Source organism: Gammaproteobacteria bacterium (genome assembly GCA_029881255.1).
Classification (GTDB): Bacteria; Pseudomonadota; Gammaproteobacteria; order S012-40; family S012-40; genus JAOUMY01.
In genome coordinates this window covers 140,614-165,151 of the sequence record JAOUMY010000010.1, presented here as the reverse complement: position 1 = coordinate 165,151, position 24,538 = coordinate 140,614, and the positions used below count along the sequence as shown (strand labels likewise).

At 48.4% G+C, this 24,538-nt stretch carries 18 protein-coding genes; 11 read left to right on the top strand and 7 right to left on the bottom strand.

From position 1 onward, the window contains the following. Positions 1-7: 7 nt before the first annotated feature. Together OEZ43_16975 and argC are read right to left on the bottom strand one after the other, a co-directional pair. Entirely contained in the window at positions 8-772 is a 765-nt protein-coding gene (locus tag OEZ43_16975) for a hypothetical protein (protein ID MDH5547281.1), read from the bottom strand. A 25-nt stretch (positions 773-797) separates the two neighbouring features. Beyond that, a complete protein-coding gene (gene argC / locus OEZ43_16970; protein ID MDH5547280.1) occupies positions 798-1,835 on the bottom strand; it encodes an N-acetyl-gamma-glutamyl-phosphate reductase in 1,038 nt (345 codons plus the stop codon). Positions 1,836-2,057: 222 nt separating this feature from the next. Here argC and yegQ point away from each other — a divergent pair, with 222 nt between their 5' ends. Both yegQ and OEZ43_16960 read left to right on the top strand, forming a co-directional pair. Continuing rightward, entirely contained in the window at positions 2,058-3,386 is a 1,329-nt protein-coding gene (gene yegQ / locus OEZ43_16965; protein ID MDH5547279.1) for a tRNA 5-hydroxyuridine modification protein YegQ, read from the top strand. A gap of 67 nt (positions 3,387-3,453) precedes the next feature. Beyond that, positions 3,454-4,149 (top strand): ParA family protein, encoded by a 696-nt coding sequence (locus OEZ43_16960; protein MDH5547278.1) that lies wholly within the window; start codon positions 3,454-3,456, stop codon positions 4,147-4,149. A gap of 7 nt (positions 4,150-4,156) precedes the next feature. On the opposite strand, the gene OEZ43_16955 is transcribed toward OEZ43_16960, so the two are convergent. Beyond that, positions 4,157-9,565, bottom strand: coding sequence for a proprotein convertase P-domain-containing protein (locus OEZ43_16955; GenBank protein ID MDH5547277.1), 5,409 nt, complete (start codon positions 9,563-9,565; stop codon positions 4,157-4,159). A 163-nt stretch (positions 9,566-9,728) separates the two neighbouring features. Between OEZ43_16955 and OEZ43_16950 the strand changes: the two genes are divergently transcribed. The 4 genes from OEZ43_16950 (at position 9,729) to OEZ43_16935 (ending at position 13,958) form a co-directional block, all read left to right on the top strand. Continuing rightward, the gene (locus OEZ43_16950; protein MDH5547276.1) at positions 9,729-10,295 is read left to right on the top strand and encodes a YceI family protein; all 567 of its coding nucleotides are present in this window, start codon (positions 9,729-9,731) and stop codon (positions 10,293-10,295) included. After that, on the top strand, positions 10,288-10,794 hold the full coding sequence (gene lspA, locus OEZ43_16945) for a signal peptidase II (GenBank protein MDH5547275.1): 507 nt from the start codon (positions 10,288-10,290) through the stop codon (positions 10,792-10,794). The genes OEZ43_16950 and lspA overlap by 8 nt, the downstream gene beginning before the upstream one ends. 218 nt (positions 10,795-11,012) lie before the next feature. After that, positions 11,013-12,848 carry a methyl-accepting chemotaxis protein gene (locus OEZ43_16940; GenBank protein MDH5547274.1) on the top strand — a complete coding sequence of 612 codons (1,836 nt, stop codon included), beginning with the start codon at positions 11,013-11,015 and terminating at the stop codon, positions 12,846-12,848. Between the two features lie 69 nt (positions 12,849-12,917). Continuing rightward, positions 12,918-13,958: a hypothetical protein gene (locus OEZ43_16935; protein MDH5547273.1), complete on the top strand. Its 1,041-nt coding sequence runs from the start codon at positions 12,918-12,920 to the stop codon at positions 13,956-13,958. Here the strand turns inward: OEZ43_16935 and rsmA are convergent. Genes rsmA through lptD form a run of 4 tightly spaced genes read right to left on the bottom strand, consistent with a single transcriptional unit; the run spans position 13,941 to position 19,047 of the window. Continuing rightward, positions 13,941-14,735, bottom strand: coding sequence for a 16S rRNA (adenine(1518)-N(6)/adenine(1519)-N(6))-dimethyltransferase RsmA (gene rsmA, locus OEZ43_16930; protein MDH5547272.1), 795 nt, complete (start codon positions 14,733-14,735; stop codon positions 13,941-13,943). The two genes, OEZ43_16935 and rsmA, sit on opposite strands and share 18 nt — an antisense overlap. Next, positions 14,732-15,715, bottom strand: a complete 984-nt coding sequence (gene pdxA, locus OEZ43_16925) for a 4-hydroxythreonine-4-phosphate dehydrogenase PdxA (GenBank protein MDH5547271.1) — start codon at positions 15,713-15,715, stop codon at positions 14,732-14,734. The genes rsmA and pdxA overlap by 4 nt, the downstream gene beginning before the upstream one ends. 1 nt (position 15,716) lies before the next feature. Beyond that, positions 15,717-16,991 carry a peptidylprolyl isomerase gene (locus OEZ43_16920; GenBank protein ID MDH5547270.1) on the bottom strand — a complete coding sequence of 425 codons (1,275 nt, stop codon included), beginning with the start codon at positions 16,989-16,991 and terminating at the stop codon, positions 15,717-15,719. Positions 16,992-17,007: 16 nt separating this feature from the next. Beyond that, positions 17,008-19,047 (bottom strand): LPS assembly protein LptD, encoded by a 2,040-nt coding sequence (gene lptD, locus OEZ43_16915; GenBank protein ID MDH5547269.1) that lies wholly within the window; start codon positions 19,045-19,047, stop codon positions 17,008-17,010. Between the two features lie 198 nt (positions 19,048-19,245). On the opposite strand from lptD, the gene OEZ43_16910 reads away from it, so the two are divergent. The 5 genes from OEZ43_16910 (at position 19,246) to OEZ43_16890 (ending at position 24,530) form a co-directional block, all read left to right on the top strand. Continuing rightward, complete coding sequence (locus OEZ43_16910) at positions 19,246-20,367, top strand: FIST C-terminal domain-containing protein (protein ID MDH5547268.1); 1,122 nt, start codon at positions 19,246-19,248, stop codon at positions 20,365-20,367. 2 nt (positions 20,368-20,369) lie between these two features. Beyond that, the gene (locus OEZ43_16905) at positions 20,370-21,641 is read left to right on the top strand and encodes an ATP-binding protein (GenBank protein MDH5547267.1); all 1,272 of its coding nucleotides are present in this window, start codon (positions 20,370-20,372) and stop codon (positions 21,639-21,641) included. 336 nt (positions 21,642-21,977) lie between these two features. Next, complete coding sequence (locus OEZ43_16900; protein MDH5547266.1) at positions 21,978-23,003, top strand: phosphotransferase; 1,026 nt, start codon at positions 21,978-21,980, stop codon at positions 23,001-23,003. Next, entirely contained in the window at positions 23,000-23,665 is a 666-nt protein-coding gene (locus OEZ43_16895) for a nucleotidyltransferase family protein (GenBank protein ID MDH5547265.1), read from the top strand. Before OEZ43_16900 ends, OEZ43_16895 begins: the two co-directional genes overlap by 4 nt. Before the next feature lie 226 nt (positions 23,666-23,891). After that, positions 23,892-24,530: a TorF family putative porin gene (locus OEZ43_16890; GenBank protein ID MDH5547264.1), complete on the top strand. Its 639-nt coding sequence runs from the start codon at positions 23,892-23,894 to the stop codon at positions 24,528-24,530. Positions 24,531-24,538: the final 8 nt, after the last annotated feature.

Genomic DNA, 24,538 nt, shown 5'->3' with positions numbered 1-24,538 from the left:
TTCCCTACTATTGCAGCGTACTTGCCGTCTCCGCACTCTTTAGCGACGCATCATTGGTAGAGGTTACGGAGGCCCAATCAAAAGAACTCTCTATTTGTTTTTGTCGGCTCGCGCGCACACTTATTTGAATACTTCTGGGGGTATATCCTTCCGGTAGTTCAATATCGCCATCAAATTTTTGGAAGTACTTGAATTTAAAGCCTAGATTTCGCTTACCCTTCACGGCAACATCCGACAGGTCTAACTCTCGCGGACGCCCGTCCTGTAAACCATCGATCACAAATTCGGCTTGCCCACTCACCGTGCGATCATTTTTCAGCACCTGGGACAACACTAATTCGTAGTGATAGAGCCGGTCTTCCCCCGATTGCGACACCCGTATACGCTCGACACGCAGCCCGGCTGAGCTCTCGTTAGGCGACACAATTCCCCGGTAGAAAGAAACTTCTTCCCGCAGTTCGAGTATTTCTTCCTGCAAGGATTTGAGGTTCACATCTACCTCGACATAAGCCTGTTTGTCCATTTGGTTTGAACGTTCCAACAGAGCGATCTGATCGCGCAGGTTGTCTCGCTCCTGCTTCAGACTTTCAATCGTCGTCCGCAGGCGGTCTTCCATCGCACTCGCCTCTAGTTGATCATATCCTGCATTCTTTTTGCCGTAGATATAAAGTCCCCAACTGATACTTAACATGGCCAGAATACTGCCCAGAAGCATGCCCCATCGCTGTAAAGGCGAGTGATGTTTTACTACCAAACTCCCCGATCGTTTCATATATAGTCAGAACTCCCCTCTAATTTTACGGAAGTAATGCAGGCGCGCTTATACCAAGCTGCTCTTCAAACCCACACATAATGTTCATATTCTGCACCGCTTGTCCCGCTGCGCCTTTCACCAAATTGTCGATTACTGACAGTACTACTACCGTATCACCGCCCTGTGGTCGGTGAACCGCAATACGACACATATTGCTGCCCTTCACACTACGCGTCTCGGGATGTGCCCCCTTGGGCATTACATCCACAAAAAACTCTGAACGGTACCGTTGTTCATATATAGCTTGTAGATCGACATCTTGCGCAGGTTTTATTAGCTTCGCGTATAGCGTTGCATGAATTCCGCGTATCATTGGCGTCAAGTGTGGGACAAAGGTCAATCCAACTGAACGATTGACTACTTGCTCAAGGCCCTGTCGAATTTCTGGCAGGTGTCTGTGCCCTCCGACGGCGTAGGCTTTAAAGCTCTCACTCGCTTCACACAATAAGTGCGCCACGCTGGCTTTGCGCCCTGCTCCGCTTACGCCTGATTTTGTGTCGGCTATCAAGCCAGCAGGCTCTACAAGCCCATGTTCTAAAAGAGGAATAAACCCAAGTTGCACGGCTGTCGGATAGCACCCAGGATTCGCCACCAGTCTGGCTTTCGCGATCTCGCTGCGATTCACTTCCGGTAGCCCATAAACGGCCTCTTCTAACAAGTGAGCACAAGCATGGGGCATGCCATACCATTGCTCCCATTCCTGGGCCTGTTTAAGCCGAAAATCAGCTGCTAAATCAATAAGTTTAACGCCGGCTTCAAGTAATTCAGACGCCATATTCATCGCTGTGCCATTCGGTGTTGCGAAAAATACGATGTCGCACTGGTTCAACACCTTCGGGTCTGGCTCAGTGAAAGGGATATCGACATATCCGCGTAGATTGGAAAACATCTCGCTAACAGGCATGCCTGCCTCAGATCGGGAAGTAACCGCCTGCAATTGCACCTGGGGATGCACCGCCAGTATCCGCAACAACTCCACCCCGGTATAACCGGTTCCTCCGACCACTCCGACTTTGATCATATCGATTACCTAACTACTTGTTCAAAAGAAAAAATTGTATTGTGTTTCAGTATAAAAGACACGCACGGAATATCGTACCGGGGAAACAAAATCAGGACATATGGCCTGTTCTTGCGACCAACTGATATCAATGGAAGCAGGATTTATGTCGTATCCCGAGCGTTTTCATAGTAAAATACCCCGGAATTAGACCTCTTTAAATTCTTTGGCAATCAATTAGTTATGTCTGAGTTACTTTCTCCAGCCGGCACCATCAAGAATATGCGTTATGCCTTTGCATACGGCGCCGACGCGGTTTACGCCGGCCAGCCGCGATACAGTCTTCGTGTACGCAATAATGATTTCACCCTTGAGAACCTGAAAACAGGCATTGATGAAGCTCATGCTCTGGGAAAACGCTTCTTTGTGGCGAGCAACCTCATGCCCCACAATGCGAAATTAAAGACATATATTCGCGACATGGAACCGGTGATTGCGATGGGTCCCGATGCGCTAATTATGTCCGATCCGGGTTTAATTATGATGGTGCGCGAGCGTTGGCCGGAACAAACCATACATCTTTCGGTACAAGCCAATACGGTAAATTACGCGGCAGTGAAGTTCTGGGCTAGCATCGGAATCGAACGAGTCATACTGTCGCGAGAACTTTCACTGGAAGAAATTACTGAAATACGCCAGCAGTGTCCGGACACTGAGCTGGAAGTTTTTGTACACGGTGCACTGTGTATTGCCTATTCCGGTCGATGCCTGTTATCTGGATATTTTAACCACCGTGATCCAAATCAAGGTACCTGTACCAATTCCTGCCGCTGGGACTACAAGGTCGTACAAGCAGAGGAAGATCTGAGCGGCGATATTAAAGCGAAAACCCAGCCACAAACATCGCCACTTCAACAGGCACAACCTGTGATGTTTCAACCAGAAAAGTCGCAAGAAATATTCATGCTGGAAGAAGGCGGGCGCCCCGGCGAAATGATGCCGATTTTCGAAGACGAACACGGCACTTATATCATGAATTCCAAGGATCTGCGTGCCGTACAACACGTAGGCAAGCTTATCGAGATTGGCGTGGACTCGCTGAAGATTGAGGGTCGCACCAAGTCGCATTATTACACCGCGCGCACCGCTCAGGTTTATCGTCGTGCCATCGACAATGCGCTGGCGGGTAAACCTTTCGACATGTCCTTGATGTCTGAACTGGATAATCTTGCCAATCGCGGTTACACGGAAGGCTTCTATCGCCGCCACGTCCCTGAGGAATATCAGAACTATAACACTGGCAATTCCGTCATCGATAAGCAACAGTTCGTCGGTGAAATCCTGTCTTTCGATAAAGCTTCGGGCAAGGCTGTCGTCGACGTCAAAAACCGCTTTTGTAAAGGTGATTCTATGGAACTCATGCTGCCAGAGGGAAACTTGCAGTTCCACTTGGACAACCTGGAGGACACCAAGGGAAACGGTATGGATGTCGCGCCGGGAAGCGGTTATCAAGTGGTATTGCACTTGCCCGTAGAAAAGGCCGACCTCGGCCTCTTAATGAGAAATCTCTAGGCCGCCACGCAAGGTCGTCGGTATATATTCTGCATTTTCGTTGTTTACCTCGATGGGGAGCTAAACAATGAAAAAATTTTTGATACTCAATTCCAAGGGTGGATCCGGGAAATCCACGATTGCCACCAATCTGGCCGCCTATTATGCATGTTGGGGAATTAAGGTATTCGCCGCTGATCTCGATCCGCAAAAGTCTTTTGAAGGCTGGCTGAAGGACCGCCCCAAAGAAGCTGACCCGATTTTTTCTACAAAAAATGTAGATTTCAATGCTGCCGAAGTGGCGGGGGCGGAATACCTGGTCATCGACACACCTGCCGGGGTACGCGGACTGCATTTGCGCGAGCTCGTACGTCTCGCCGATGTCATTATTATTCCCGTACTACCATCTATCCTGGACATTCGCGCCACCGGTGAATTGGTATACGAAATTCTCAGTGGTGATATGTTTGATATAAAAAAACAGCGTTTGGGAGTTGTCGCCAACCGCGTCCGCATTAACACGCGTATTTTTCAAAGCCTGGAGAAGTTTCTACTGGAGTTGGAGATTCCGTTTCTCACTACCTTGAGGGATTCACAAAATTATATTCGCGCAATCCAGTCGGGATTGAGCATCTTCGAAATCAATCGCCGTATGGCTGAAAAAGATCTTCAACAATGGACGCCTCTGCTTGCCTGGTTAAGCCCTGTCTCCAGTCTTCCACCCGCAAAGATTATTAATGACGGGAAGTTTGGAGAGTCTATGAACCAGGCTTCTTCTGAGTAGCCATCGCCTACGGAATGATTTCTTCTATGGACCAGGAATCAAACGTTCCTGTTTCACTATTTGTACGGTCTAGTACTTTCACATACCACGCCCCGTTCCACTGACTCACAGTTGGCATCGTGTAGGTGACTTGATAGGTAGGGCCTCCACTGACGACTGTATCAGCTTGAGCGACACCTTTGTTGACAATGCGAACACTTGCACTTGCGGGCGCACCGACATAGATATCAATATTATTCAAACTTGGATGCGTAAAATTCACTGTTATCTTTGCGCCGTTATTCGTCGTTTCGCCCTGCATGCGGATAGCGCTGACGACACCTTCTCTCGTATTATCCGGTATTGGCTTGTTTAACTCATTGACGCTATATGATGTCTTACCATTGTCGTAAGCCGACATGCTCGGGTTAAACGGATCATGTAGATAGTCACCGCTATTGGCAAGCTGTGCTCTAGACGCGACGCTCGCAAATATCTGCGATAAATTTCTTGTGCTGTTTTGACCGCGCAGATCGACATATTCCGCTAAGGGTGGGTAAAACAAAGCGGACTCGCGCTGGCTCGGGTTTCGTATCTCTTCAATAGAATTGTTTGAAAGATCAAGAAAAGTCAGGTCCTTTAGAAGAAGAACCGGAGAGACATCGACGACCGAAGCATTGGCAATAGAAATACTCGTTAACGACGAAATTTGACCCAATGGAGTGATATCAAGCGAGCTAATATTACTTGTGATAACGATTTCTTCGAAGTGCTGCTCAAACTTGTTTGGCAAGAGGGTTAAATCGACGAGAGGTGACAAATCCGCAATATCGTGCCCGATCAATTCGAGACGCTTGAGCTTGCGTAGGACACCCACTCCACTCAATGAGCGAATAATTCCTGTTCTCTCTGCATCGCAAACCAGCTCGACGATTTCATTATTACCACGGTATTGTCTATCGAGTATGTTTTGTTCTATGCATTGTTTGAGGTTGGCATCGACTATCGTGCTGGTCAAATCTGAAAAATTTGTAGTCACTAGGGCGCTTCTTGATATTAGCCCCAAATATTCGATTGGTGTACCGTAATAAGTGTCAGATGTATTCAACAAACGCAGATGCGAAACTGGGGTAAGGTCAATGACTGGCGTGTTTGCGTTGGAAAACAGTGATACTGAATCAAAATACTCAAGCCCCTGCAGCGTGTAGAGATAGGGGCAATCAATAGAACTTACCGATAGTGTAGAGTCGGTATCGGCGGCAGTGATACAGGCACTAAGACCAGAGTTATTTGCGGCTATTTTTGCTTCCGACACCACAATATCAGTAAGACAAATAATATCGAAATCGTTAATTGTCTTTGTAATGGTACCGCTCGAGTTTGTGGAATTCACAAATCGACAATTGGCATTAGACAAGGCCAAAGAAAAGCTATCACCTTCTATGTACTGTGCACTCAAGCGGTAGGGACGTCTTCTACTCGCCGATATAGCGTCTGATTCTGAAACGGTGAATGTGCTTTCCGGATGTAGGGAATCGGAAATAGTGACGCCATAAGAAATGGCGGGTTCGTACAAGATCCCACTAATCGTAAATGCAGGCAGACACTCAACAGAAATATTCACGTCTCTATCGAGTGAGAAGCTAGCGTAATCAGCAGGGGATGTGATTTTACAGCGTTGCTCTGCAGGTATATTCCCTAAAACAACGCTATAGACACCTCTATCCACGAGGCCTGATACGTGAAATGACCGTGTGGGAAAGCCAAGCCCCGGCTCGGATTCGTCATTGTCGAGCAGCCATTGTGCATCAGCGACTTCACTGACGTTATCCACATGCCAAACTTCTACGCCGAGCGATTTTCCGAATTCTACACCCGAAACGTCTAGCGTAACCGTGTGAGAAATCCGACAACGTATTTCAAGCAACAGGTCACCGGCAGGCATCGTATTATTACCGCTAAGCAACTCGTCGTTATCCGTCCTATAAGCTAAGCACATCCCGCCGCCAGGAGGAGCATCAAGTGAAATATCTATTCCCGTGCCGAAGGCAAACTTATTGGCAAAAACCCTGGTACTGGAACCGATAACCGATATGGTCTCTCCCCCCAAGGTCACATCTATTGTCTGTTCGGGCGAGATTGACGCGTCCGTGGTAACGGAGAGCTCGTACAATTTATCGACACACTTTACTTCAAATACTGGCAAGCTAATCGAGGTCACGACTTCGTGACTCGCGCTACTCGTCGCTACATCATTAACGCCGCATTCTTTATAGGAAGGAATGTTGCTGAGGGATGCCTGGTAAGACTTTGTGTATTCCCCCGTAAAATATCGATTTCCACCGGCACCGGTCTGTATGGCCACCAATTGTGAATTGTCGTCTACGATAGAAAAACTTGATCCAACAGGCAACGCGGAATCGTCAACGGCAATACTAAACATCTTATTGGTACAGGCGACGGTGAATGCCGTCACGTTCTCAACGCCGACAATGCCAGAGGCTTGTCGGTTGCTATTACTAAGCGTTATACCGCTTGCTGGGCTAACAAACTCGCAGGATTGTCCGTTTAGGGTACTAAGCAAGAGGTCGAAGTTGGTATCGTAGTAGGCGTCTATCGATTGCACACCATTTGTCTCCACGTTCTGACTCTGCGCCGGACTGCCATCAAGTTCATAATTTATAGCGAAACTGCCATTGTCTTGTCTGTTCAGAAAATCACTAATCGTAATCGCTACGGTCCTGGCATCGTTAGTACATACATAATTGATTGCGATATTCTCTGCCCCAACTAGTCCCGAAGTACTTCCTTGTGCAACACAGGTCTGACCTTTGGGCTTGACCTCTTGAGTAACAACATATGATTGGTTGTAATGAATAGTGTGGGAGCGCATATGATTCACTACCGCCCGATTAATGATCGCGGAAATATCAATAGGCGTATCGTATCCAGGGCTTAATGTCTCATCTAAAACTCTACTTCTAAGAGAATAGATAAAACTTTCATTCGAACGCGTATTCGAAAACCCGGTCAAACTCACCGTTAACTGAACCGAATTATTCGTACACACAATGTCTGCTGTATTCCCATTCGCCGCATCAATCAACACGTCATAGCCGACACTGGTCGTTGCGCCTGTGTCGAATAGACAGGTCTGCCCGGCGGGAGAATTGATAGTTACGCGATAGGTTTGTCCGTGGGTCACTTGGCCAGTGAATTCTCCTACGCCATGATCTGTCGTAATTTGCGCGTTCGAGGAGTCGCCTCGGGTGAGTCCGCTGATGTTTAATTGTAGATCGTCGCTCACGCCGGCCGTTGGCACATAGTTCAGCAGTGCGCCATTTATGCTGAATGCCTTATTTTCACAGGCTATGTTAACGCCAATATCGGCATCGAGAATTTTTCCAGAGACCGTGTATAAACCAGAGAAACTACACACCTGCCCATTAGGCGTCTGGCTATCGACTGTGATGCTATAGGTTTGGTCGTGTACGAGTGTAACCTGGTGCACACTGCTATCGGCATTGAAGACTAGCGACTGTCCATTCACTGAAACTGATAGTGGTCCGTTTCCGCTGCTGTATTGATAGGCAGGCGCTTGCAGGTTTAGTTTGTATTCGTTGCTCGTACAGGTGATTTCAGCTTGTACAGATGCCCCCTGAATATTGCCATCCAAGACGAGAGGCGAAGATGCATTATTGAATGAACAGGTCTGACCAACAGGCTGTTCCTCTATTGAGAGTTGAAACGACTCATCGTTCAAATAATTGAAGGTAAAACTATAGTCATCATACTGATCATCTGCGATCCCATAACGTCCGAAGCGGTTACGTAGTCTAAACACTTTTTCTAAAGAAGCACCAGACACCCACTGTTGTATCAGACCATTATTGTGATTACTCAGGCCATTAACCGTGACCTCGACGGTAAACACATCACTACTACATTGAACTTGTAGACCGTTTATATCGCCACTGACAATCCCATTGGACTGCAAGGGCAACGTACACTTTAAACCAACCGGATCATTAACAATACTCAAGTCATAGGATTGACCGTAGGCGACATCAAACACATAAGTGCCGTTCCCCATATCAGTATCTGGCACACGTCCGTTGTTGCGAATATTCAGGGGTTGATACTGACCACCGTTAACCAGCCCATTTGCCTTCACGGTTATTTTGTGCGCATTTGGTGCACAGGAGAGGGCAATATTGTCAACAGACGCCTCGTGCAGCTTTCCACTCACTTGAGATAGTTCGCAAGAAACACCAACAGGCGTTGTGAGAATTTCTAAGGAAAATTCCGCATTGGGTGAAAACGTCTTTTCAAAGACAAACCCACCATCTTGATTGACGACTATCGTTTCCTGTTTGTTCAACCTCAGACTGACGGCACCACTAATTCCACTCGCAGTCCCACCTACGTGATAGAGGTAGGCAACGCATTGCACCTCAAAAAGAAAATCCGAGTTTGAATTCGACGCCAGCGTACACCACTGCCCTTCCGGTTGACGATCGATTGTAAAGCGAGTGCTATTGCGTTCGTTCACAGGTAATGCAATCGGAATGTCGCCGCTACGATTAACGACAATGCGATACCCACTAACAGTGGTAATCTCCAGCACACCTTGCAACTGATTGATGCGTGCTAAAGCTGTATTGTCACCACCGTCACAAAAGACAATGATGTAATTAACATTGGCTCCAACTACTAGCCCTTCGCCATTTTGAACGCTACATTCACCGTTTTGCGGCTGAGTAGCAACAGTAACTTTATAGTCTTCACCATCTAACAAAGGCAGCGTGAATTCGAAGTTTCCATTTTGAGAGAGATTCAGATGCTCGACGCCATGATTTGCCAGGACCACGTCGCCGCTAAGTCCGGTGATCACACCACCAATAGTGAAAGTCTCGCCGGCCAATTCTCGCTTGGTATGTTGCTGGAGGTGAACGAGTGCTTGTCCAGCAGATATCAAACCCTGATTTCTGCCAGCGCTCGCCAATAGAGTCAGTACTTCTGGATCTTGTTCAAACTGACGGCGGCCTTGGGCAAGGTCGATCGTACGTTTCGATGGCTCGATGGACGGTAACTGGATACCGTTTTCCGCGTTCTCATCTTTGTCCAGGGTTTGGAGCAAACGGGCAATATTGGCAAGTTTATCCAGGTCTATCGAACCATCAGGGCGACTGACGAGATCATAGGGACTAAGCTCGGCCTTGGCTTGAGATTCGCCAAGCGTCAGATTAGCAAGAGAAAATCGGATATTTTCCTGAGGTTCATAGGCGAACTCCCCATTCGCGCCGGTGCGGCCAGCGTGAGACGCACTGTGGTAGGCAAGCCCTTCGACAGGCGCATCGACGAAGATGCCTTGTTCCGGGTCGTTGCTACAGCTGGAAAACCATAATAGGAGGACGAGCGCAGATATTTTTTTCATCGTTATTCTTTTCATTTATTGATTTTCTTGTTGATCGCTATTGTAACGCAGGAAAATATACACGCAAGCTTGCACCGCGCAGACGGCGCTGGTAACTTAAGCCGTTCGCCATAACGACAATAAAATCAGGTCGATAAGAGACACACTCATGAGGAGAGGAACCATGCGCAAAACACACTGGCTATGTCTATTGATGCTGGCGACGCCTATTGCCCAGGCGCAACCGGAATATTTTGAAATCGATCCAACTCATACTTACCCGCACTTTGCCATCGATCACCTGGATTTTTCGACATTGTATGGACGGTTTGATCAAACAACTGGCCGACTAATGATAGACAAGGACAACAATAACGGCTTTGTATCGATCGAGATTGCAGCCGTATCGATATCTACCGGCTATCAGAAGCGCGATGATCATCTCCGCTCTCCCGACTTTCTCAATGTTATGGAATTTCCAAAGATCAAATACAATTCGCGCAATCTTAAGTTTACCGGCGAATCTCAGGCAATCGTCGAGGGCGATTTAACCATGCTCGGCGTCACACGTCCGGTGCAACTGGAAGTTACGCGTATCCGTTGCGGCAAGAACCCTATGTCCAAGAAAGACACGTGTGGCATGGAAGCGCAGACTCAAATCAAACGTTCAGAGTTTGGTAGCAAATATGGATTACCCAATATTGGCGATACCATGAAACTGTGGTTCCAGGTTGAAGCGATTCGTGAATAAGGAGACAAACATCAAACGACTCATCTACATCTTCACTGTCATATTCGTTAGCATAATCGCCGATCAACTGAGCAAAGTCGCTGCTCAACAATGGATAGGCAGCGATCGTTACAGTTTTCTTGGCGATACCTTGCGCCTCGGCGTAACTGAAAACACAGGCGCTTTTCTGGGCATGGGCAGCAACCTCGACGAGGGAATACGGACCGCTATATTTATTGTGCTTACGGCTATATTTCTCATCGGTTTGCTCGCCTATATACTCATCAATAAGAAGGTCAATGGGCTGGAATTGCTATCCTGGTGTCTGCTATTAGGCGGTGGCCTGGGTAACCTCATCGATCGCGGGTTTCGTAATGGGCATGTTGTTGACTTCCTAAATGTCGGTATTGGCTCACTACGTACAGGCATATTTAATGTCGCCGACATGGTCATCATGGCGGGAGCATTCATACTTATCTACTTGAGTTTTAGGCCGTCTACTCACTCACAAAAACAATAGGCTTACTAAATCACGTTTTCTTTTGCGCTTTTCAGTGGCAAATACCCCGGTTCTTCTCAAGTTTCCTATAACCATACCGAGAATATATCTGGTCGCCGGAAATTATAGTGTTTCACCTGGCGATGCTAAAAAACGAGCAACACGAAAGAATAACACTTCAATAATCATAGGTTTTGCAAATGCGTTTTTTCCGACATCTATCGATCAGGAATAAACTATTGTTGATTACCTGCTTACCGTTAACAGCATTGTTCTTTTTGTCCACAAGCACGATTTTAGATAAGTTCCAAAGCCTCGACAGACTAGAAAAAATGGACGCGCTTGCCAGTCTTGCCGTCAAGGCAGGAGCCTTGGTTCACGAACTACAGAAAGAACGGGGATTGGCTGCCGGATTTCTTGGCAGTCGTGGATTTGAGTTTGCCGACCATCTTCCTGCTCAACAAGAACTCACCCGTGAAGTAGCGGGGCAATATCTAAGCGCGCTTGCTGCGTTTAATTTCGACAATTTCGGAACCGAATTCAAACAGCAATTGAGAACAGGAAATGAAAGCCTGGCTCGAATTGACGACAAACGTGACGCAATGCTGCGCCTGGAAATATCCACGACAGATGCTGTACACAGTTTTACTGAGGCCAGCAATGCGATAATCAACATGATCGGCGTTTTGCCCAAACTAAGCAATAACGCCGATATCACCCGAATGTCGACCAGTTACACTAATTTTCTTTTAGGTAAGGAATTGGCAGGTATTGAACACGCCATACTAACAAATGCCTTTGCCCGTGAAGAATTCGAAAAAGGAGAATTTCAACGTTTCATTTCAAACGTGGCTGAGCAGGACGCCTTCATCAAAACTTTTCAGATGTCGGCGAATGAGGAACAAAAAGACTTTTATGTCGATACGATGCAAGGTCACTACATGACTGAAACGGAGCGCATGCGTCAGATCGCGACAGACAAAGCCAACACTGGCGAATTCGGCGTGGACGCGACAAACTGGTTCAATCTTCAATCTGGCAAGATAGATTTGCTAAAAAAGGTCGAAGATCATCTCTCTGAGAAATTAATACAGCTCACTGGCGATCTAACTTTAGCGGCCCGCACATCCGCGAGCAGCCATGTAGTGCTCATGTTAGTCGTTCTGATCGTTGCGACAGGGCTTGCACTATTAATCACACGCGAAGTTGTTGACCGTATAGGAAAGGCGGTACACGCCGCGTCGGAAATGTCCCAGGGTAGACTTGACGTGGAAATTGTCGTGGATAGCAAGGACGAAACTGGGCGCCTGTTGGCATCAATGCAAAACATGCTCGTACATCTGTCGAAAGTGATAACGGAAGTAGCGGAGACCACAAGCTCAGTTGCCTCATCATCCAGGCATATCAGTCAGACAGCGTCGCACTTGAGCTCCGCATCAAGCGCGCAAGCCGCAAGTGTTGAGCAAACAAATGCTTCACTGGAGGAGATGACGACTACCATAGTCCAAAGCACTGAGAACGCGCAAACGACCAATGACACGGCGAAGACAACTTCCGAGATGGCTGCGCAGAGTAGCGAGGCCATGGAAGACACGATGACCGCCATGCATCTCATCGCCGACCGGATTACCATGATTGAAGAGATCGCTTACAAGACTAATTTGCTGGCACTAAATGCCTCTATCGAAGCCGCCCGCGCCGGTGAATACGGCCGAGGCTTTTCCGTGGTGGCAGACGAGGTCCGGAAACTGGCAGAAATTAGTCAGAAGTCTGCGCAGGAGATCGTCAGCTTGACTCAAAACACTGTCGGCATTGCGGAAAATGCCAATTCACTACTCAAGGCGATTTTTCCAAAAATCGACCACACCGCAACACTGGTTCAAGAGATCGCGACTTTCAGTTATGAACAAGCGGGCAGCGTCAAACAACTCAACACCGTTATGTCAGACCTTGGTAAGATCGCGCAGAAAAATGCAGCCTCATCCGAAGAACTCGCCGCCGCCTCGGAGGAGATGCATGAACATGCCAACTCACTTCAGCAGTCAATTTCCTTCTTCACCTTACGCCAGAATTAGGTAAAATGAGGCCTACGGCACGCTCATTGTATCCCCTTTATACGCTTTCCTGTTCACGGCAGAACCAGAATGCAAAACATTCGACTTTACATAAAGCCAAATCTGATCAATCTCCCTATCTTGTATCTACTTAGCTTTGTATTTACGGATCATGCGCTGGCCGCAAGCTCGCCCCTATGCCCGGATGAAAAGGGATATATATTCACTAACTATCAAGATGAAAACCCGCGAGAAGGTGGTTTTGTATCAAACTCTGCCGATGTCGACGTTAGCGCGCGTATCGCAGCAACTGCCGCGGTATGTGGAAGCGCCAGCGTACTCGACGACGCTCGTATATACGGCAATGCGGTGATTAGCGGCGAAGCCATTATTTCAGACAATGCCCGCGTCTATGGAAATGCGCGCGTTCAAGACAATGCGCATATAAAAGATGACGCAAACATCTCTGGCAACGCTGTCATTGGTGGCGATGCCATCGTCGGTGGCAAACTGCACATTCGAGGGGAAGACCACATTGAGTCTGGCATACATGGCATCAACATTACGCCATCAACCGCTACTATCGCGACAGAGGAAAAGAAAGCAGAGACTACGCTACCTGCTTTTAGTCGCGATGAATGCGTAGCCGGTTTGCAGCAACAATGCCTGGCGTGGGAAAAATGTGACACTTTGGTCAAGGGTGAGTGTGCGAAAGCTGTCGTCCAGCGATTTAATAGCACATTGGAAAAATGCCATGAGTTTGGCTACGCCAAGGACATACCAAAAACTGAAACCGGCTTTTACAAACGCTCCATCGTAATTGATGGTGAACGCGTTATATGCAACAGTGAAGAAAAATTGAAACGCATTGCCGCTGCTGATAAAGCACGTCAACAAAGACAACAACAATTAGATTTATCCTGGTGCAAGAAAAACCCTATCACGTCCATCGAACAACGCGCCTCAAGCTGTCAGAATCGTTGCGAACAAATGACCGGGCATCGTAAAACGCCAAGAGAATATTATGAAAAATGTTCAGCGATTTGTGGCAAAAACAAAGATATCCGTCTGGCGAGACATCAGCATCGTTGCCCCTCCTCACCGCAATTAAAATCAGACAGAACGCTTTAAAGCCGTAATACTGTTGGCCAGTTGCACAAACAGATTAACTGTTAGCGTCTCCGCTCGTGTACCTGGATCAATTCCCAATTCTTCGATGTGTTCAGCAGGCAAGAGGTTTTTTAGATTGTTGCGCAGCGTCTTGCGACGTTGCGTAAAACAATGATTGACCATGCGACTGAACTCAATATAGTCATCTGCAACAAGTTCGATTCGAGGATGTGGAATAAGACGCACAATGGCAGAGTCGACTTTCGGTCGCGGATTAAACGCACCTGGCGAAACGACGAATAACTTTTCCGTGGTGCAATGGTACTGACACATCACGCTCAGTCTTCCGTAATCAGAACTGTCAGGCCGTGCGATCATGCGATCCACCACTTCCTTTTGCAGCATAAAATGCATGTCTTTAATCGCTTCAATCTGCGATATCAAACGAAACACCAGCGGTGTAGAAATATTGTAGGGCAAGTTTCCAACCACACGTAGCTTACACTCGTCACGTTGCAATGTACGGAAATCAAATTTCAGCGCATCGACATTGTGCACGGTCAACTTACCCAAACCAGCGAGCTCAGTCTCCAAAATCGGGATCAAATCTCTATCGATTTCGACCACATCCAATTCGCCACAGGCCTCTAGCAAGGATCTCGTAATCGCTCCCATGCCCGGCCCAATCTCGACCATACAATCATCCGGCCGTGGCGTAATCGATGAGACTATGCGCTGGATAACCGCTGGGTCATGCAAAAAATTTTGTCCAAATCGCTTACGTGCTTGATGTTTCATCGACGCCGCCTGATCATGTCTATTGCCGTATTAACCGCCAATATCAAACTATTGGCATTGGCTTTTCCGCTTCCCGCCAGAGTCATCGCCGTTCCATGATCGACAGATGTTCGAATGATAGGCAGCCCTAGGGTTACGTTTATTGCGTTGCCAAATCCCGCGTACTTCAAAACCGGCAAACCCTGATCGTGATACATGGCGAGCACAGCATCCGCATCATCCAGATAACGAGGGGTGAACAAGGTGTCTGCTGGAAGAGGGCCAGTGATATTCCAGCCGCGCGCGCGCAACTCCGTTATCGCCGGCGTAATCTCAGTGATTTCTTCCGTTCCAAGATGCCCATCTTCACCGGCATGAGGATTGAGTCCACAGACCAAAATCGCAGGATCGTCTATGCCATATTTGTTCTGCAAATCCGCATATAGAATTTCCAAAACCTGTTGGACGCGTGCACGAGTGATGTGTGGAGGAATTTCTCGTAGCGGCAAATGGGTAGTGACAAGCGCTACACGCAGATTTTCGGTGGTCAACATCATCACCGGCAAGGGCGCTTCACATCGCTGCGCCAAAAACTCCGTGTGCCCGGAAAAGACTATGCCGGCGTCGTTGATAACGCTTTTCTGTACTGGCCCGGTTACCAGGGCATCAAAGGTGTGATCCAGACAGGCATCAACCGCAACGGCAAGCGTATTCAACACAAACTGCGCGTTTGCCACATCTAATTCACCAGGGCGGACGCTGGTAAACATGTTTTCCTGCAGCACCGACAATACACCCGGCGTATGTGCTCGTGTAGTACCGTCCCAGGGAATAACCGTCACCTGCTCATTCAGCATCTGCGCACGCTCACGCAAGAGTTGAATATCGGTAACGAAGACCAACTGCGCATCAAACGCATGTTTCGCCAGGTTAAGACAAATATCCGGACCGATTCCCGCGGGTTCGCCGGGCGTCACCGCGATACGAGGCAATGTGCTCACGCTACAGCCTGTCTTCTATTTTAATTTCAACAAAGGCCTCGCTACGCAATTGACGCAACCAGGTATCTCGATTCTCTTCTGTCTTTCTTTCTCGAATAAAATCTCTTGCCTGGTTACGCTGATATTCTTCACTATTGTCGAGCTCGCGTCGATCGAGCAATTGCACGATATGCCAGCCAAACGCCGATTGAAATGGCTCGCTGATCTGGTTTTTCTTTAATTGATCCACTACTGCCTCAAACTGAGGCACCATGGTACCTGGATTACTCCAGCCCAGGCTTCCGCCATCCGATGCCGAAACTCTATCCTCGCTATGAGATCGAGCCAGTTCTTCGAAACTGTCACCATCGAGGATACGATTACGTAGATTTCGCAAACGACTAATCGCTTCGGTTTCGGTAATCAATGCGCTTGGCTTGATCAGAATATGTCGCGACAGTGTTTGGGTAACAATGTGCTGTTCTCCACGCCGCATCTCATTCAATTTGATAATGTGAAATCCACTCGGACTGCGAATCAGGTCGCTGATATCTCCGCTTTTCATTTGTGGTAACAAACGTGAAAACAAGGTCGGTAATTGCCCGGAACGACGCCAACCGAGGTCGCCACCTTTCAAGGCTTGCTGTCCATCTGAACTACTGATTGCCGTTTGCGCAAAGTCTGCACCCTTGCGCAGGTTTTTCAGTATCTCTCCTGCCTGTTTACGCTTTTTCTCGATCACTTCCGGACTGGCGGCCTCGGGCAGCGCAATGAGAATATGGGAAATATGAAACTCCGAATCAGACGCGCCCTGAACTTGTTGCGTTGCGATGAAACTCTCTACTTCCTGTTCAGTCACCAAGATACGACTGACAACTTCCCGCTGCTGTAAACGGGCAATTATCATTTCATCGCGAACATCTTCACGGAACTGATCAAAGGCAACGCCATCGCTCTCGAGCACCTGGCGAAACTCGCGTATGTCCATTTTATTTTGCGCGGCGATATTTTCTATCGTGCTGTTCAATGCATTGTCATCGACAAAAATCCCGGTATTGCGTGCAAACTGCAACTGCAAATGTTTGCTGATTTCGCGCTCCAGCACCTGGCGACGCAACACATTGACGGGAGGCGCGATGGTTTGCTGTTGACGTATCTGTTGACGAACGCGCTCAACTTGGCGCTCAAGACCATTCACTGTAATGACGTCGTCGTTAACAATAGCCGCAATTCGGTCCAACAACTCCAGATCGCCGCTTTTTGCATGCAAACTCTGCACGGTGCCGAGACTAACCATCGTCACCAGCAAACACCTAGAAACTACTTTTTCTAATTTCATCAAATTTATCTTTTCCAATATCGGTTAGACCTTTGAGTTCCAGCAATAGCCCTGCCTGATAGTCCATCGCAACATCAGGTGCGCGACGAAAGGCTTTGCCAGTTAACTGAACGCGCCAGCAGCAATTTTGGAACTCTATTCCGGTGAGTAGTTCCTGCATTTCCTGACGCTGTGGGTCCCAAGTGGATTTACCTAACAGGCGCCACTGCTGGCCGACGTTCTTGATCAGAGCACCTGTCAATATCTGCTTCCCATCCGCATAATCCAGGAAGGTCACACTCGCCTCTTCCTCTTCGGCCCGGTATTTTACCCGAAAATGGAGCTGACCGGCTTGCGCTTTTTGCCAATCTTGCAAGGCCAGGACATGTATTCCAAGGGTTTCGGACGGTATCCAGTCAAATTCCAGGCTGGAGACATTATCTCCTTGTTTTCCCAGTAAAGCTTCCGTTACACCGATGCGTTGATCCGCTAACAGATAGGAATGCGCCAGACGTGAGTTTAGCCACTGCCGACCACTCAGCAGCGATCCCGCCTGGTAGTCCAGCGCGATACTGATGCGATGGTCATCGGCCAATGACTCACTGCCAGACAGACGATTTTCAGCGAACAAGGCTTCAGGTCTGAATTCAGCTTCAGCGCTAAACTCCTGCGGCAATTCACTCTGATCCACATATGGTCGCCAGAAATAGAAGATTCGTGGTCGCAAGGTTTCCAGTCTTTCCGAGCTGATTCTGTCGAAATTTAGTCCGCCATCCAGCCTCAAAAAGGGCGTTTGCGTTTGCGCCATGCCGTTTTCTGCGGAATGCGCCCATAACCAGTCCGGCCCACCCTGCAGGTGTAAAAATCCCGGATCACGATCAACCAGGAATGAAAGACGCGGTCGAATATTCCCCATCTGCTTCGACGCCAAAACATTGTGCTGGAGCAGGCGATAATTTCCCTCGATACTACCCTGTAACAGACCCAGCGCGTAATAGGCGATACCGTTCACAAATGGCAGACTGCGATAGGGTTCTGCTTGACTGTTTAGACTTTGGTAATCATCCACGTAAGCCCGTAGCTGCCAACGACTACCCGCGCCCATGAACTCACTATATCGACGTAATGCGATCCGACTGACGCCCGCGAGACTGGTGCCATAATCATGAAAATATAGCGTATCGGTGACATGCGAAACTTGCGTGCGCCAATGGCTGTAGTTGCCAATGTTTTGTTCATGCTCGTATTGCGCATAGGCGCGAGAAGTCTTCATTTCGTAGTCGTGAGTCATGAACTCCAGCAACAACTTACCTCTGTTATCCATACCTAAATAGCGGAACTCATCGATCAACATCAATCCGCGTTTCTGCATATAGCGTGGCGTAATCGTACTATCGAAGTTGGGCGCAATATTCCAGTAATACGGAACAGCGAGGTCCGCGCCTGTCTGACTGGAATTACCAAACTCGGGGGCCAGCAGTCCGCTTTTCCGCTCCCCCAGTGAAAAACTGATATAGGGCAAATAGGCAATCGGCACATCAAACACTCGCAGTTTTACATGGTAGGCACTGGCAAAACTCTGCTGCTGCTCCAGTGTAAAGTCCTCACCAGTCAACGACCACTCACTTTTGTCTGACATACACGTGGTATAGGCAACTTTTTCAACCGTGACTTTTTGTTGATCCAGATCAATGACCGCATGTTCACCGGAAATTTTTTGATTTCTGGTTTGTAGACGAAACTCGCCATCGGTTTTAGCAATATGCGTCTTCGTATCGATGCTCAAATCCTGCGCAAACAGCTCTTGTCCTTGATAGCCGACAAACACATCTCCTCGCAACATGTTGTCGGTGGCAGATTGGGAATCGATTTGCTGTGCCTGGAGTATCAGTCGTTGACTCTCAGGAGTCTGCAACTGATGACATATCGTTGTTGCCTCAATGGCGCCGAGCACAGGCAAGGCATTGCCTAAAGACAATAAAACAAGCAAACGGGTATAGGCTTTAGGCGTCAAATTGAAGGAAATCAATATCATGTAAGAAGGCGCTTATTCTAGCTCAGATAGACCATAGAAAGTAGCCTCAACAAACAGGCCCGCAACCCGCGCTTATTTAGTAAACAATTGTTTATTCGCTGTAAATGCTCACAATTCGCGTCGATAATCTGTGTAATAAGATAATCTAAACAGCGTTGTTAACGACACCGAACCCATTAAACTCCCCGGGAGAATGCAATGGAATATCGATATCTGGATCAAAACGATGAAAACGCCATAAACGCGTTATTGCAAGAATGGTCGAGTAAACATCCGCAAGGCGGTGCGCTAGTTTACGTAGCAGAGCGAGATAAAGATTCTATCTCACGCGTACAACAGGCAGCAAAAGCGAACAACTTTCCTGTGGTGGGCGGCGTATTTCCCGAAGTCATTGTCGACGGCGTGATGAATAATACCGGCGCCCTGTACATGCTGCTGCCCAAGATGCCTACCAACAGCCTGATCAGTATACCTGAGCAAGCTGACGCCACAGAAATCGCCGCGTTAATTACTGAAAAATTTCCAATCGATGAAAATTCGGACACCAATTCGGTGCTAATGTTATTTGATGGCATGATTCCCAATGTGGCTTCGGTCATAGACGCCCTGTATCTGGAATGGGGAGATGACGTGAAATACATGGGCAGCAATGTCGGCAGCGAAACATTCCAGTCCATTCCCTGCCTGTTCAATAATGATCGCTTTATTGCCAATGCCGCATTGATGATGCTCATACCGAATAGCGACGGCGCGATTGTGGAACACAACTACCGGTATATGGAAAAAGAGATGCCGGCCACCTCCACCATGGGTAACCGTATATCCACTATCGACTGGCGCCCCGCATTTGAGGTTTATCAGGAACTGGCGGCAAAACAATACAATCTGGAAATCAACAAAGATAACTTTTACGACTTTGGCGTTCACTATCCGTTTGGCATCGTCAAAGCCGATGGTGAGGCATTGATACGGATACCCGTCGGAATGGATGACGATGGCGCATTGTTTTGCGTGGGTGAAGTTCCGGAGAACTCGATGCTGACACTCATGAAAGCAATACCAGCGGACAGCCCCGATACTACCGACAGCATTCAAAACCAGCTGAGTTCACGTAATGCCGATGCCCTCATGGTGTTTTACTGCGCGGGTAGACGTATGCATTTGGGGGCATCATCCTCCCAGGAACTCACCGAACTAAGAGATAAGATAGCACCGGTACACGTCATCGGCGCCTTATCCCTGGGAGAAATCGGCGGATCAAAACAGGACAGCTATCCCTTGTTTCACAATGCCACGATCGCCGCGGTGCCCTGTAGATAAGAATGAAGCGAGAGCAGGTTTTACAAGTTTTATATGATCTCGCCCTGGTCACTGGTGGTGAAACCCGCGTAGAACCGCTGGTCACCAAGACACTACAACGATTGCTCTACCATACGCCGTTTTCGAGCGGCGTTTTTTTTTCCGATATAGCACGCCCTGAAACAGACACGAAAAATCCACCGCCATACATTCTCGCCCGCCTGCAATTTGCGATTGGTGGCGGTGCCGTGCGCAATAAAATCGGACAACACCTTGAGCTGCCCATTGAATTATTGTGCGGTGAAGCCGGCGTGTTTGAGGACAGTACAACAATCCAATCTGTATTTGGCAAAGAAACACATTATAGCGCCGGACTGCGGCTTCCTGTGGACGAACATCACACAATACTGTTGTTTTCCCGAGAATCTCCCAAACTGGAGGTACGCCTTGATCGGGTGTTATCACCGGTGATGCAGAATTTTCGCAAGACGCTACACCTGTGCCTGGAAAATGAGCGCTTTACTGATGCCCTCAAAGCCGAATTGGAAACCCGTCATCGGCTGGAAGAAGAGTTGATCAAGAAAGAGAAATTTGCTGTCGTCGGTCAACTCACCGCAACTGTCAATCATGAGTTACGCAACCCATTGGGGGCGATGACAACAGCCATCTACGCTTTGCGACGCAAAGACGCGAAAACAGGCCATCATCTGAAGAAGTTGCTGGACATACTCGATCGCAACGCCTTTCGCTGCAACCAAATTATTGATGAAATGCTCGACTACACGCGCCAGCCCGAGCTCAACCTGAATACGGTTGCGCTCGACACCTGGCTCGACGACGTCATCGAACAATACCATGTCGATGAAACCATTAACGTCAAACGAGACACGCAATTACCGCCCGAGTATCTCGTGAATATCGACGAAGAAAGACTGCGCCGCGCCATCATCAACGTACTTGATAACGGCTCTCATGCGATACGCGAAAACAAAGATGAACATTCGCTCAGACAGCTCACTATCAATACTCGTTTGTCGGGTCAGCGCGTAGAAATAATTATCGAAGACAGCGGCTGTGGTATTGCCCCGGAAGTTCTGCCGCGTATATTCGAACCCTTGTTCAGCACCCGCAGTTTCGGCGTTGGTCTCGGCATGCCCACGATCAAAAATATCCTGGTACAGCATGGCGGAAACATCGAAATCGCGAGCACCCTTGGCCAGGGATCTACTGTCACTTTGTGGATTCCACAGGAAGAAGTCCAAGACACGGCACTGCCCCGAGTTTCTTCTGCTTGAGCCGTGGTCGCCAGACTACAGCAACATAGATCTAGGTGTATCTCCCTCATCGACCTCCCCCCCCAATGTCGCAACGAAGCTGGAACCGACGAATACGTTACTATGAACAATAGGTTACAAGCCGTCCTCGGATAACAAATCACCTCATCACCCACGCAATTCCGCTACTCACAAGATTCGGCACTATTATTGAATCACTGTGTATCCCTCTACATTTTTATGGAAAGTACATACCCAAAGCGCCATTTTGTGCGCCCCAAGGTTTTTTTGTCTGACGAGATGGCGTAAAGTGCCACTCCACATTAGCGGTCCCTAGCTCGGACCAGGGTGAGGCGAATGAACGTAAAAGACCATGATGAACGTTTTCTACAGCTGCGCGATTGGTTAAGCGATACCGTTGAGCTGCGCGATGCGTCCATTGTACCGGCGTCGGGCGACGCCAGTTTTCGTCGTTACTTCCGGGTGTTGTTTCGTGATTTGTCGTATATCGCGATGGACGCTCCACCTGACAAAGAGAATTGTCGTCCCTTTGTCGACGTCGCCCGCGCGTTTTGCCAAATCGGTTTGCATGTGCCCGAGATACTCGCAGAGGATCTCGACCAGGGATTTCTCCTGCTCAGTGATCTTGGCAACCAACAGTACCTGGATCACCTCAATAGCGACAGCGTCGACGATATGTATAACGACGCCATGGACGCCTTAGTCGTATTGCAACAAAAGGGAAAACAGGAAGACCATCGCCTTCCCGACTACAACCACGAATTATTGTTGCGCGAAATGAACCTGTTCCCGGACTGGTTTCTCGCCAAACACATCGGTATCGATATCAGCGCGAGTGAAAAAGATGCGCTCCATTCAGTCTTTGAAGCCTTGGCACAGTCGGCATTGAGCCAGCCACAGGTATGGGTCCACCGCGATTACCATTCGCGCAACCTGATGTTATTGGATGAAAACAATCCCGGCATCCTCGATTTTCAGGATGCGGTTTACGGTGCGGTAACCTATGACCTCGTTTCCTTGCTGCGTGATTGTTATATAGACTGGCCCGTCGACAGAACGATGCAATGGGTAAACGATTTCCGGGAACGCCTGCAAAAGGCCGACGTTATCGAACAAACCGATCCCGAACAATTTCAACGCTGGTTCGACTGGATGGGCACGCAACGCCACCTCAAGGCTATCGGAATCTTTGCTCGTCTGAATTACCGCGATGGCAAATCGGGCTACCTGAAAGACATTCCACGCACGCTAGGCTATGTGATGCACGTGGTCGAAAGATATTCAGAACTCGCCCCGTTAGGCCAAATCATCAAAGACAAGGTATTACCTGTGTTCGATATGCAAACAGGACTAAAGAAATGAAGGCCATGATACTCGCCGCCGGTCGTGGTGAACGCATGCGGCCATTAACCGATAATATTCCCAAACCCATGCTGGAACTGGGCGGGAAAACGTTGATTGAATATCATCTGGATTCCTTGAAAGAAGCCGGTGTCAGTGAGTTTGTTATCAATCTGGCCTATCTCGGTGAAAAAATCGTAGAGAAACTCGGTGACGGCAGCGACTACGGTGTCAGCATTGAATACTCCCGTGAAGGAGAGGCACTGGAAACCGGTGGCGGTATTTTTAAAGCCCTGCCATTGCTCGGTGAGGAGCCGTTTATTCTGGTCAACGGCGACGTATGGACAGACTTTCCCTTTGCCACTTTTACCAACCGCAAAATAGAAGAGGCCCACCTGGTCATGGTGAGTAATCCAGAACACCATCCACGCGGCGATTTCTTTTTCGAAAACGATAGGGTTTACGCCGAAGGTCAACCACGCCTGACTTATAGTGGCATCGGCATTTATCACCCACAATTGTTTAAAAATTGTTCGCCTGGACGCTTTCCCTTAGCGCCATTGCTACGCGCCGCCATGGCGCGCAACGCTGTTAGCGGCGAACACTATGCCGGAATCTGGAGTGATATCGGCACGCCCGAACGCCTTTACGCACTCGACGAATTACTCTGCGCGCACAAGTAATACCTTCGACGCTTTCTCCCAATTTTTTCTGCACTAAACTGAAGCACCTCGCTAGTGCGCACGTTCCACTGTGGTGCCTAAACCTGCCCATAATCTTCACTTCACCGTAAAAGTTATCTCTAATTCACTATTGTTACAGCATTTTTTCTTTGTTTTAAAAATAGGCATGGGAACTGCTATTACCCTAATGCAACTTTTAAAAATTGAAACTGGATAAGGAGAAGTGATGAAAAGCGTTAAACGAAATCTGGCTGTTGGTGCACTGTTAGCAGGTTCAATGTCTGTGGGTAACGTAGTGTATGCCGGTGCATCTGGAAACGTGGCGGTGAATTCAGATTACCTGTGGCGCGGCATGACCCAAACGGGTCACTCAGCAGCGGTATCGGGCGGTCTTGATTACGAACACGATTCAGGTCTGTATATCGGTACCTGGACCTCAAACGTCGCCGCAAACACAGAAGTCGATTTTTATGGCGGCTTCTCCAAGGCTTTTGGTCCAGTGGAAATCGACCTGGGTGGCATTTACTACGCCTACCCCCACGCCGGTACTAGCTGGGCAAACTTCTATGAAGTCTATGGTGGTCTTAGTGCCATGGGTCTAGGCGTGACCGGCTATTACAATATCGAGTCAGAAGACATCTATGTCAGCGGTGAATACGAATATGAAATTTCTGACAAGCTGAAAATCACTCTCAGTGGCGGTGCGACCAAATCCACCAAGGATCTCCACTACGGATTAACCCTGACCAAGACGTTGGCGGCTGGCGATTTCAGCGCAACGATTTCCGACACCACTGCCGATGACGGCACTATTGATGCGGCACCTACCCTGGTAGTCGGCTACTCAAAGGAATTTGATTTCTGAAACCCGAT

Coding starts and splice junctions, on each gene's coding strand:
- argC (MDH5547280.1), bottom strand. CDS start 1,835: ATGATCAAAGTCGGAGTGGTCGGAGGAACCGGTTATACCGGGGTGGAG.
- OEZ43_16895 (MDH5547265.1), top strand. CDS start 23,000: ATGAAGGCCATGATACTCGCCGCCGGTCGTGGTGAACGCATGCGGCCA.
- OEZ43_16905 (MDH5547267.1), top strand. CDS start 20,370: ATGAAGCGAGAGCAGGTTTTACAAGTTTTATATGATCTCGCCCTGGTC.
- lptD (MDH5547269.1), bottom strand. CDS start 19,047: ATGATATTGATTTCCTTCAATTTGACGCCTAAAGCCTATACCCGTTTG.
- OEZ43_16960 (MDH5547278.1), top strand. CDS start 3,454: ATGAAAAAATTTTTGATACTCAATTCCAAGGGTGGATCCGGGAAATCC.
- OEZ43_16900 (MDH5547266.1), top strand. CDS start 21,978: ATGAACGTAAAAGACCATGATGAACGTTTTCTACAGCTGCGCGATTGG.
- OEZ43_16890 (MDH5547264.1), top strand. CDS start 23,892: ATGAAAAGCGTTAAACGAAATCTGGCTGTTGGTGCACTGTTAGCAGGT.
- rsmA (MDH5547272.1), bottom strand. CDS start 14,735: ATGAAACATCAAGCACGTAAGCGATTTGGACAAAATTTTTTGCATGAC.
- OEZ43_16955 (MDH5547277.1), bottom strand. CDS start 9,565: ATGAAAAAAATATCTGCGCTCGTCCTCCTATTATGGTTTTCCAGCTGT.
- yegQ (MDH5547279.1), top strand. CDS start 2,058: ATGTCTGAGTTACTTTCTCCAGCCGGCACCATCAAGAATATGCGTTAT.
- OEZ43_16920 (MDH5547270.1), bottom strand. CDS start 16,991: ATGGTTAGTCTCGGCACCGTGCAGAGTTTGCATGCAAAAAGCGGCGAT.
- OEZ43_16935 (MDH5547273.1), top strand. CDS start 12,918: ATGCAAAACATTCGACTTTACATAAAGCCAAATCTGATCAATCTCCCT.
- OEZ43_16975 (MDH5547281.1), bottom strand. CDS start 772: ATGAAACGATCGGGGAGTTTGGTAGTAAAACATCACTCGCCTTTACAG.
- OEZ43_16950 (MDH5547276.1), top strand. CDS start 9,729: ATGCGCAAAACACACTGGCTATGTCTATTGATGCTGGCGACGCCTATT.
- OEZ43_16910 (MDH5547268.1), top strand. CDS start 19,246: ATGGAATATCGATATCTGGATCAAAACGATGAAAACGCCATAAACGCG.